Source organism: Aeromonas sobria (assembly GCF_000820145.1).
Lineage (GTDB): Bacteria > Pseudomonadota > Gammaproteobacteria > Enterobacterales > Aeromonadaceae > Aeromonas > Aeromonas sobria.
In genome coordinates, this window is sequence record NZ_CDBW01000030.1 from 1 (window position 1) to 10,450 (window position 10,450).

Here is a 10,450-nt window from a genome sequence, read left to right on the forward strand (position 1 = left end):
GATTTGGGCAACAACGCCGTTACAAGGACAAGCGTATCCCTTAATCCCAGAGGCTTATATGCTTTGTACTTGAGTTAGTTACCAAAGCATTTTCCCTCATTTCTTTGCACCAGAAAGCTGATCGCCATCAAAAAAACGACCAAAATTAGCCCAATAAATAACTTTTCACTCACTGGTGGCGTTCGCATTTGATACCCTACCTGTCAACGTTTGTTACTCTGCCAAAGATAACTGGGGTTTATTTGATGGTTGATCCTTATCCTTTCGGGTGAAAAACAGCACAAGGGGAAGCTGAAACCCCGTGTGATAGCCATATTGGAGAGGAGCAACAAGAAATTAATATTAGTTAAGGCCATCGCGTGGCAGAAAATAATGCTCCCGTATATCTATATCAGGAGTTGGAAGTAGGTCCACATAGCTTGTTGAATTTTAGATGGTTGAGCAATCATAATTTATATTTTTTGGGGCTCTTAAAAATCATTCTGTGTGACAGTTTTTCTGTTGATTATCAATATTCGGAGTGGGTTTATGCCTGATGAACTGGGTAATAGGTTAGTTATTGGTGTTGCTTCAAGCGCAATGTTTGATTTAACTGAATCAGATCGTGTTTTTCGTGAAAAGGGTGAGGCAGAGTATAGAAAATATCAGTCTGACAATATTGATACCCCACTTGAAAAAGGTGTTTCTTTTTCGTTCGTCAAACGATTGTTATCACTTAACAATCTAAGTGATAGTCATAGTTTGGGGCCTTTAGTTGAAGTGGTTTTGTTATCAAGGAATGATCCAGATACGGGTCTTCGAGTAATGAAATCAATAAAGCATCATGGTTTACCTATTTCAAGAGCTATTTTTATGCAAGGTAAATCGCCTTATGAATATATTCCGGCATTAAGTATTTCATTATTTTTATCAGGTAACTCATCTGACGTAAAAGAAGCTATTGGTTTAGGCTATCCTGCAGGTCATGTGATGAAATCGGCAATCATTGATGAAGACGATGATGATTTGAGAATTGCATTTGACTTCGATGGAGTGCTTGCCGATGATGAATCTGAGACGGTTATGCATAATACAAATGATCTGAGTCAATTCCATGAATATGAAACTAAGAATGTTTTGCAGCCACATAACCCAGGACCATTGAAAGAGTTTTTAGTAAAAATATCAGCCATTCAGAAAATAGAAGAAAAGAAGAAAGAATCTGAGCCTGATTATCGTAATCGACTTCGAGTTTCTATTGTTACTGCTCGAAATGCCCCTTCACATGAAAGAGCTGTGAATACTCTGAAAGATTGGGGGGTAATGACAAATGATGCATTTTTCTTAGGGGGAGTCGATAAAGGACTGATTTTAGGCGTGCTTAAACCACATATTTTCTTTGATGATCAGTCTGGTCACTTAAACTCAACAAGCACTGTAGCACCTTCAGTTCATATACCATTCGGTGTGAAAAATGCTGATGCACTTGTGAAAAAGTAATAACCATATTGGAACAGTGGGGCATAAAGATGCTTACTTCAAAAGAGAATGATCCGCAAAAAGCATTATTGGAGTTTCTAGTTAAATTTCAGTAGCCAGCAGCATAATGCTATTCATTATCGACCATAGATTTAAAGCTGATTTGCTGACTTATACCACAATACAATGCTTTAGGAATATTTATCTAGTAGAGATGGGGAAGTCGCAGCCCTCTAAAATCGTTTATCATTTCACCAACAAAAAGCCCCGCCAATCTGATTGGCGGGGCTTTTGCTATTTGGAATGGGCGATTGAATCGTGGCAAGGATCAGAGCGCAGGCAGCATGCCGAGGCTAACGCTGACCTGTACACCGACGATCAGTACGCCCATGGCGGCGGCAAGACCCAGCGCTACTACGCCACCCGGGGCGCGGTAGTGGTGGGCGGGAGCCTGCTTGCGGCTCTGCCATACCAGTGCCACCGGCAGCAGCACCGCGAGGATTGCCAGCGCAATGGCGGCATAGCCGAGCGCCATGATAAAGCCCTGCGGGAAGTAGAGGGCGAACAGCAGGGGGGGCACAAAGGTGATGAGGCCGGTCTGGCTGCGGCCCTGCCAGTTGTCCTTGCGGCGGGTCACCTTGGCCATAAAGTCGAACAGCCCCAGCGTGACCCCGAGGAAGGAGGTGGCGAGCGCCAGATCGGCAAACAGGTGCATCGCCTGATTAAACGCAGGCCAGCTCACCAGCTTGCCGATGTTGGCCAGCAGGCTGTCCAGCGCCCCGCCGGTTTGCAACAGCGCTTGCTGGCCGAGCAGACCGAGGATCGCCACCTGCCACAGCACGTAGAGGATCAGCGGCAGGGCAGAGCCCCAGACAAAGACACGGCGCAGCTGCTTGGGGCAGTCGCCGAGGTAGAGCATCACGCTCGGAATGGAGCCGTGAAAGCCAAACGAGGTGAAGATCACCGGCAGGCCCGCCAGCAACAAGCCCTGACCCAGCGGCATCGAGAGCAGGTGCTGCCCTTCGGCGCGGGGCAGCAGCAGTGCCAATACCACCACCATGATCACCAGTTTCACGGTGAACATCAGCCGGTTGAGGTAATCCACCTGCTTGGTGCCGACGCAGACCATGCCGCCAAACAGCAAGGTAAAGGCCCAGGCCGCCTGCTCCTGGCTGAGGGTCATGCCCGCATCGGCCAGCGCTTGGGCCAGCAGGCTGCTGCCGCCGCTGATGTAGGCGGAGGCCAGCGAGTAGAACAGCATCAGGATACAGAAGGAGGCGATGCGCTTGCCCCAGGGGCCGAGCAGATGATCCGCCAGCTGGTGCAGGTACCACTTGCCGGTGTTGAGGCTTGCCTCTACTTGCAACATGGCGGTGAAAGCCATCAGGGCCCAGAGGCCAACCATCAGCAGCAGGGTGGCGGGGCCACCAAGGGAGGAGGAGGCCAGCGGCAGGGCCAGCATTCCGGCGCCTATGGTGGTGCCGGCAATCAACAGGGTACAACCCAGGGTTTTGGTATTCATGTTATCCATCCGAACGTAGCGGTGTCAGTGCAAACAGGCGGTGTCAGCAGTGACGTCAACAAGAGGGGGCCAATTGGCGTTATCAGCAGGCGCCTCCGGGGATAGGGCCGGAGGCTAGCAATATCAGAACGGGAACATCTGTACCTAAAACCTGTCACTTGTAAAAGATGGTTGCCAAGTTAGCGGATCAAAATAGCGGAAACAACCCCTTTTACACGGATCTTGTGCTGGTATGTGGCATTAAGTGGAAATAAATGATGACAGTGGTGGCTAATTGCAGAAAAAAGCACCGAAAAAAATGACTGGCAGAGGGGGCTCATAGATACAGATCAGCCAAGTGGCAGCAGTGCAGATAGGGGAGCGGGGAGGGTGTTGTATGAACGCTGGCGTGGCGTTGAGGGGCAACAGGGATGTGGCGGCCGGTTGTTTAGTCGGTCAAACCTGTAGAGAAAGCAGAAAGCAGAAAGCAGAGCGCGGCAGGGCTGTGGGGAGAAACATAAGGCGGCCGATTTTGGCAGCCTTATGTTCGCACTGTTTTCACGAACCGTTGTCACGCACTGTTTTTCGCATGGAGTGACAGCAAACCGGGTTAGCGGCGGCGCTTGAGGGTGCGGCTTACATAGTGCAGGCCGCTCTGGTATTCGCCGTTCACCGCCTTGAGTGCCAGCTCCAGCGCCTGGCTCGCCAGTGCATCGTGCTGCTGGGGCAGGGAGTTGATGCCAAAGGGGAGGAAGTCGAGCAGCCGATCGTCGCCGAAGGTGGCCATGGCGAGCTGGCTCATATCGATCTCTTGTTCCAGCTCTAACTCCAGCAAGTAATCGAGCACCCCCTCCATCAGGATATAGGAAGTGGTGATCAGCGCCTCGGGCAGTTGGCCCAGCTGTTGGTGCAGATCCTTGATCAGGCGATACCCCTCAAGGCGGGAGAAGTGATCCCCCTCGCACAGGTGGCGCGCCGTGCTGTGACTGGCGACCGCCTGTTCGAAACCGGCTTTACGCTGCACACTGATCGTCAACAACGGCAGCGCAGTGATCAAGGCAATATGGCGCAGGGTCGGGGTGAGCAGGGAGCTGGTGAGATCAAAACTCGCCTTCTCGTTTTCACTGGCGACGGTGACAAACTTGTCGGCGGCCATGGCCCGGTCGATGGCGAGGATCTGGCTGCCTTGTGCCTGCAACTTGCCGTAGAAGGAGTCGTCCGGCGGCAGGCAGCTGGCTACCAGTAGGGCATCCACATGGCGGCTTATCAGCATCTGGGCCAGCTCTTTTTCGGTGGCGGGATCATCTTCCGAGCAGACGATCAGCAGCTGATAGCCCTGCGCCCGCGCCCCCTGTTCGAGGCGCTTGGCCAGCTTGGCGTAACTGGCGTTTTCTAGGTCAGGCAGGATAAAGCCCAGGGTCTTGGTCTGGCCGCCACGCAGGGAGGCGGCGCGGCTGTCCGGCTGGTAGTTGTGGGCGGTGACCACCGCCATCACCTTGTCGCGGGTCGCCTGGCTGATGCGGTATTGGTCGGCCTTGCCATTGATCACATAGCTTGCCGTGGTGCGCGAGACACCGGCGAGGGCGGCGATTTCATCCAGTTTCATCATATTGGCTCTGTTTGAGTTGCAAGGCCCACGGTCACTGCCGGGTGAGGGCACCGAAAAGTGTGCGCGGGATCATATCATTGAAAAGCACTGGATACGGGCACTTGATCAATTCGCTGAAACGATTCAGTCTGAGTGTAAGTGAAACGATTCAGCCTGTCAGCAGCGGATAGATAGCCAGGCCTCAAAAGCCAACCTTGATCACAGTTAATCGCGATCATGCCTATTGTCAGCTGGCGAGTTACCCGAATGTTCAATTGTGATGTACCGGCGCGGCCGGAACCTGATGGAGAGTCTCTATGTTGAAGTTGGCGCGAGAGCAGATCTTGCTGGGACAGTCGGTGGCAACCAAGTCGGAAGCCATTGCCCTGCTGGCAGGCAAACTGACCGAAGCCGGTCTGGTGGAAGCGGGCTATGTAGATGGAATGCTGGCCCGTGAAGCGCAGCATGCCACCTACCTTGGTAGCGGCATCGCCATTCCCCACGGCACTACCGACACCCGCCATCTGGTGAAGAGCACCGGCGTCATGGTGGCCCAGTTCCCCCAGGGCATCGAGTGGGACGATGGGCAAATCGCCTATGTCGCCATCGGCATAGCTGCCAAGTCTGACGAGCATCTGGGCATTTTGCGCCAGCTCACCCATGTGCTGGGTGACGAGCAGGCGGCCGCGCAATTGAGAGAGGCCATTGACGCCGACACCATCATCAACATCCTGACCGGCGCCACTGCGGCCAAAGAGGTGCAATACCTGACCCTGGCTGACTTCCCGGCCGATGATCGCGACCAGCTGCTGCTGGGGGCGGCCGCGCGCGCCAAGTCTGCGGGTTGGGGCGATGCCGCCATGGTGAGCGCCCTGTTGGCAAGCGATCCCGCCTATCTGGGGGAGGGAGCCTGGCTGGCACGTGCCAATGTTCAGCAAACAGCATCCGCCCAGACCGGTTGGGTACTGGCGACCCCGAGCAACGCACTCACCGCAGGTGAACTGCCGGTCAGCGCCATGCTGCTGCTGTGCGCTGCCGATGCAGGTCATCTGCCGCAACTTGAGAATCTGGCCAAACTGGCCGCCGCAGGTCAGCTCGCCACTCTTGCCGGCAGCGACGGGCTGGCCATGTTGCAGGCGGGGCCAGCGAGCGGTCTTGCCGAGACCTTCACCATCATCAACCCCCACGGCCTGCATGCTCGTCCGGGCGCCATGCTGGTCAAGGTGGCCAAAGAGTTTGCATCCGATATTCGGGTCGCCAATCTGGATGGCAGCGGCGAGGCGGTCTCCGCCAAGAGCCTGATGAAGGTGATCGGCCTTGGGGTCAAATGCGGGCACCGTCTGGCGTTTCGCGCCGAAGGTGCTGATGCCGAAGCCGCCCTCAAGGGGATCGGTGAGGCGATCGCCGCCGGTCTGGGCGAGGGGGCGCATTGATGAAGATTGTCACCATTACCCTCAACCCGGCCCTTGATCTCACCACCCGTCTTGAGGCGATGAGCCTTGGCGAGGTCAATCTGGTGAGCGAGGCCAACCTGCGTGCGGCGGGCAAGGGGATCAACGTCGCCATGGTGCTCAAAGATCTGGGCCGCGAGGTGGGCGTCACCGGCTGGCTTGGTGCTGACAATGCGCAGAGCTTTGTCTCCCTGTTTACGGAGCGGGCGCTGGATGATCACTTTGTGCGCGTGGCGGGCAGCACCCGCATCAACGTCAAGATCTCCGAACAATCCGGTTGGGTCACCGATCTCAACCTGCCGGGGCTCACCATCCACCAAGGGGAAGTGAGCGCGCTGGAGCAGGCGATTGACGAATTGGCACCGCAAGCCGAGTGGTTCGTGCTGGCGGGCAGTCTGCCCAAAGGGGTGGCCCCCGATTACTGCGCCCATCTGATCCGCCTGCTCAAGGCAAAGGGCAAGCAGGTGATCTTCGATTGCAGCGGCGCGGCCCTAAGCGAAGGGATCAAGGCGGCGCCGACTCTGGTCAAACCCAATCTGGAAGAGCTTGAGCAATGGGCTGGCCGCCCCATCAAGACCCTGAGCGAGCAGGCCGAGTGTGCCCGCGCGCTGCAGGCCAGCGGGATCCCCAACGTGGTGATCTCCAACGGCGCCGATGGCCTGATCTGGTTTGCACCAGATGCCGTCTGGCAAGCCATTCCGCCGCGGATGCAGGTGGTCAGCACGGTCGGTGCTGGCGATTCCTTGGTGGCTGGTCTCGCCCACGGTCTGAGCCTTGGCTGGGCGCCGGAGCAGACCCTGCGTCTGGCTACCGCCGTCTCGGCCCTGGCGGTCAGTCAGGTAGCGGTCGGCTTTAGCGATATTGCTGTGCTCAACCCCTTACTTGAGCAGGTGCGCGTGCAGCGTCTGGCTGAGCTGGCACCGGCTCAATGCAATACCCCCTCAATGGACAACTCAGGAGATGCCCAATGAAAGCAATTTTGGTTACGGCTTGCCCGGCGGGCATTGCCACCAGCTTTCTCGCTGCAAAACGGATAGAACAGCAGGCCAAACTGGCTGGCTGGGAGCTCACCCTCGATGTCGGCTCCAGCGTGCAACCCCGCCAGATGCCGAACAAGGAGCAGATTGCCGCCGCTGACCTGGTGCTGGTTGTCGCAAGCTGCCCGCTGGATCTCGCTGCCTATGATGGCAAACAGGTCTATCAGGGGAGCATGGATCTGGCCCTGCAAGATCCGGCAGCTTTGCTGGAGGCCGCAACCAACGGTGCCAGCGTCTATCGCCATCAAGCCGCTCCCGCCGTTGCCAATGCTGCCGCCAAACCGGCCGCCGCTGGCAAGCGCATCGTGGCGGTGACCGCCTGCCCAACTGGCGTGGCTCACACCTTTATGTCGGCAGAAGCGCTGGAGACCATGGCCAAGCAGCTGGGTTACCAGATCCGCGTCGAGACCCAAGGCTCGGTCGGTGCCCAGAATGCCCTGACCGCCGAGGAGATTGCCGCTGCTGATCTGGTGTTCCTAGCCACCGATATCGAAGTGGACATGGCGCGCTTTGACGGCAAGCAGGTCTATCGCACCAGCACAGGTGCTGCGCTGAAGAAAACCCGCGCCGAGCTCGACAAGGCGTGGAATGAGGCGACCCTGTACCGCCACAGCGGTGCCAGCCAGCCTAAGAAAGAGGAAAAAGCAGGCCCCTACAAGCATCTGCTGACCGGTGTCTCCTTTATGCTGCCGATGGTGGTCGCGGGTGGTCTGATCATCGCGCTCTCGTTCGTATTCGGTATTGAAGCGTTCAAGGTGGAAGGCACCCTGGCTGCCGCCCTGATGCAGATCGGTGGCAGCTCGGCCTTTGCCCTGATGATCCCGGTGCTGGCCGGTTACATTGCCTACTCCATCGCTGATCGCCCGGGCCTCGCCCCCGGCATGATCGGCGGTATGCTGGCAAGCTCGCTGGGTGCCGGTTTCCTCGGTGGCATCGTGGCCGGTTTCCTGGCCGGTTACAGCGCCAAATACCTGAGCGACAAGGTGCGCCTGCCGACCACTCTGGAAGCGCTCAAGCCGATCCTTATCATTCCGTTGGTGGCCAGCCTGTTTACCGGTCTGGTGATGATCTATGTGGTGGGTGGCCCGGTGGCTGGCATCATGAGTGCCATGACCACCTTCCTCAACAACATGGGTTCTACCAATGCGGTGCTGCTGGGTGTCATCATCGGCGCCATGATGTGCTTCGACATGGGTGGCCCGGTTAACAAAGCTGCCTATGCCTTCGGGGTGGGTCTGCTGGCCTCCAAAACCTACGCCCCGATGGCGGCGGTGATGGCGGCCGGTATGGTACCGGCACTGGGGATGGGCATCGCCACCTTCCTGGCGCGCACCAAGTTCATCAAGACCGAGCAAGAGGCGGGTAAAGCCTCCTTCGTACTGGGTCTGTGCTTTATCTCCGAGGGGGCCATTCCGTTTGCCGCCAAGGATCCGATGCGGGTTATCCCGGCTTGTATGGTGGGCGGCGCCCTGACCGGTGCGCTCTCCATGCTGTTCGGCTGCGAGCTGATGGCACCCCACGGCGGTCTGTTCGTACTGTTCATTCCCCACGCCATCAGCAATGTGCTGATGTATATCGTGGCGATTGCGGCTGGTTCGCTATTGACCGGCGTCTCCTACGCCATGCTCAAACGCAGCGAAGAGCAGGCAAAGCTGGCAACCGCCTGAGTGGTGTAATGCAATTAACCACAATCAATGACCAAGCGGCCTTCGGGCCGCTTTTTTGTGTGGGGTAGGGACGTTTTTAGTGTGGGTAGGCCATTGGCGAGAGGTTGCAGGGCTGGTGGGCGTAGCTTAAAAATCCCATCCCGGTTGTTCCTGTTGTTCCGCGTCTGCTCCTTCCTGTGCCTTGCGGCGGGCGGCGTCGACCCGGGCTTTGCGGTTGCGGCACAGGCGCATCACGTCCTGCTGCTGGGTCGGGGTCATGGTGAGCCAGTTGAAACGCTCGTCGCGATTGCGCAAGCACCCCTTGCAGTAGCCCTTATTGTTCACTTCGCAGACCCCGATGCAGGGGCTCTGCAGCGGGAATATTTCGAGCTGTTCCATCCATCACCTCGCACATCCTGTCACCTTGTTATAACCCAGCGGATCCCCTTTGGAGAAATCCTGCTTCAAGTGATTGATGTCGTTTGCTTTCCCCCTGCAAATTTGGCATCTTCCCCGCCGAGCATGGCTCTTGGCGTTATATGAGGACATATGAACAAACACGCGTACTGGCTGACCGCCGCAGTGCTGGGACTGGCCGGTTGTGCGGGCAATTCTGATAAAGCAGAAGTGCCCAAAAAACAGACCGACAACAGATGTTTTCTTAACTGCGAGGTGCCGGTCAATCTGGGCAAGCAGTATCTGGACGGGACCCTGCCAGAGGATCTGGTGAGGGTGGAGCGGGTTAACAGTCAGGCCAGCCGGAATTACCAAAGTTTCGCCCGGCAAAGTCAGGTGGTGATGGCCCGCTCCAGTCGGATGGCAAGCCGCTATGGCGAGCTCTATGGTCAGCTTTCCCGCTGGGTGGCCAATGGCGGCGATCCGGCGCAGCTCACTCGCTATGGCGTCAGTCTGGCGCAGTTTGGGGGCTCTGACCGGATGGGCAACGTGCTCTTTACCGGTTACTACTCGCCGGTGCTGGAGGTGCGTCACCGCCCCGATCCCGAGTACAAGTACCCGCTTTATGCCATGCCTAAATGTGGCGGTCGCTGCCCGAGCCGGGCCGAGATCCATCAGGGGGCGCTGGCTAACCGGGGGCTGGAGCTCGGTTACAGCAAGTCCCTGATCGACAATTTCCTGATGGATGTGCAAGGTTCCGGCTTTGTTCACTACGGGGATGACGATCGGCTGCAATATCTGGGTTACAGCGGCAAGAATGGCCACGGCTATGTGAGCATCGGCCGGGTGCTGATCGACCGGGGCGAGGTGGCCAAAGAGCAGATGTCGATGAAGGCCATTAAAGAGTGGGCCAATCGCCAGCCGGAAGAGAGTGTCATGGAGCTGGTGGAGCAGAACCCTTCCTATGTCTTCTTCGAGCGTCGCCCCACCAATGACGTGGTCGGCGCCGCAGGCATCCCTTTGCTGCCGTTGGCCGCCGTTGCTGCCGACAAGACCCTGTTGCCGATGGGCACCCCGATCCTGGCGGAAGTGCCTTTGCTCGACAAAGAGGGCAACTGGACCGGCAAGCACCAGCTGCGGCTGCTGATCGCGCTGGATGTGGGCGGTGCGGTGAAGAAAGGTCATCTTGACCTCTATCACGGCATGGGGGAGGACGCTGGCGTGGCCGCAGGTCACTACAAACACTTTGGCCGGGTCTGGAAGCTGGGCCTGCACCACGGGCCGACCGCGGCACCCTGGTTGTAACCCTCTGAAGGTTCGGGCGTCTGCACAGGGCGCTCTCAAGTAGATGAATGTCTAGTCCTGAAATAGGT

The 10,450-nt window shown here is 57.1% G+C and carries 8 protein-coding genes; 5 read left to right on the forward strand and 3 right to left on the reverse strand.

The window, feature by feature from the left end:
- The first annotated feature begins 528 nt into the window (after window positions 1-528).
- Window positions 529-1,479 (forward strand): 5'-nucleotidase, encoded by a 951-nt coding sequence (locus tag BN1135_RS21685; RefSeq protein ID WP_082186802.1) that lies wholly within the window; start codon window positions 529-531, stop codon window positions 1,477-1,479.
- Window positions 1,480-1,786: 307 nt separating this feature from the next.
- On the opposite strand, the gene BN1135_RS13695 is transcribed toward BN1135_RS21685, so the two are convergent.
- Both BN1135_RS13695 and cra read right to left on the reverse strand, forming a co-directional pair.
- Window positions 1,787-2,980, reverse strand: coding sequence for an aromatic amino acid transport family protein (locus BN1135_RS13695; protein WP_042021971.1), 1,194 nt, complete (start codon window positions 2,978-2,980; stop codon window positions 1,787-1,789).
- A gap of 589 nt (window positions 2,981-3,569) precedes the next feature.
- A complete protein-coding gene (cra, locus tag BN1135_RS13700) occupies window positions 3,570-4,568 on the reverse strand; it encodes a catabolite repressor/activator (protein WP_042021972.1) in 999 nt (332 codons plus the stop codon).
- A gap of 296 nt (window positions 4,569-4,864) precedes the next feature.
- Between cra and fruB the strand changes: the two genes are divergently transcribed.
- Genes fruB through fruA form a run of 3 tightly spaced genes read left to right on the forward strand, consistent with a single transcriptional unit; the run spans window position 4,865 to window position 8,702 of the window.
- Entirely contained in the window at window positions 4,865-5,980 is a 1,116-nt protein-coding gene (gene fruB, locus BN1135_RS13705) for a fused PTS fructose transporter subunit IIA/HPr protein (RefSeq protein ID WP_042021973.1), read from the forward strand.
- Complete coding sequence (gene pfkB, locus BN1135_RS13710; protein ID WP_042021974.1) at window positions 5,980-6,969, forward strand: 1-phosphofructokinase; 990 nt, start codon at window positions 5,980-5,982, stop codon at window positions 6,967-6,969. Before fruB ends, pfkB begins: the two co-directional genes overlap by 1 nt.
- Complete coding sequence (gene fruA / locus BN1135_RS13715) at window positions 6,966-8,702, forward strand: PTS fructose transporter subunit IIBC (RefSeq protein WP_042021976.1); 1,737 nt, start codon at window positions 6,966-6,968, stop codon at window positions 8,700-8,702. Before pfkB ends, fruA begins: the two co-directional genes overlap by 4 nt.
- A gap of 126 nt (window positions 8,703-8,828) precedes the next feature.
- On the opposite strand, the gene BN1135_RS13720 is transcribed toward fruA, so the two are convergent.
- A complete protein-coding gene (locus BN1135_RS13720) occupies window positions 8,829-9,080 on the reverse strand; it encodes a DUF1289 domain-containing protein (protein WP_042021977.1) in 252 nt (83 codons plus the stop codon).
- A 150-nt stretch (window positions 9,081-9,230) separates the two neighbouring features.
- Between BN1135_RS13720 and mltA the strand changes: the two genes are divergently transcribed.
- Window positions 9,231-10,382 (forward strand): murein transglycosylase A, encoded by a 1,152-nt coding sequence (mltA, locus tag BN1135_RS13725; protein ID WP_042021979.1) that lies wholly within the window; start codon window positions 9,231-9,233, stop codon window positions 10,380-10,382.
- The last annotated feature ends 68 nt before the right edge of the window (window positions 10,383-10,450 follow it).

Excerpts from the sequence above, each read along its gene's own strand:
- fruB (WP_042021973.1), top strand. The coding sequence starts at position 4,865 with ATGTTGAAGTTGGCGCGAGAGCAGATCTTGCTGGGACAGTCGGTGGCA.
- BN1135_RS13695 (WP_042021971.1), bottom strand. The coding sequence starts at position 2,980 with ATGAATACCAAAACCCTGGGTTGTACCCTGTTGATTGCCGGCACCACC.
- BN1135_RS21685 (WP_082186802.1), top strand. The coding sequence starts at position 529 with ATGCCTGATGAACTGGGTAATAGGTTAGTTATTGGTGTTGCTTCAAGC.
- cra (WP_042021972.1), bottom strand. The coding sequence starts at position 4,568 with ATGATGAAACTGGATGAAATCGCCGCCCTCGCCGGTGTCTCGCGCACC.
- BN1135_RS13720 (WP_042021977.1), bottom strand. The coding sequence starts at position 9,080 with ATGGAACAGCTCGAAATATTCCCGCTGCAGAGCCCCTGCATCGGGGTC.
- mltA (WP_042021979.1), top strand. The coding sequence starts at position 9,231 with ATGAACAAACACGCGTACTGGCTGACCGCCGCAGTGCTGGGACTGGCC.
- fruA (WP_042021976.1), top strand. The coding sequence starts at position 6,966 with ATGAAAGCAATTTTGGTTACGGCTTGCCCGGCGGGCATTGCCACCAGC.
- pfkB (WP_042021974.1), top strand. The coding sequence starts at position 5,980 with ATGAAGATTGTCACCATTACCCTCAACCCGGCCCTTGATCTCACCACC.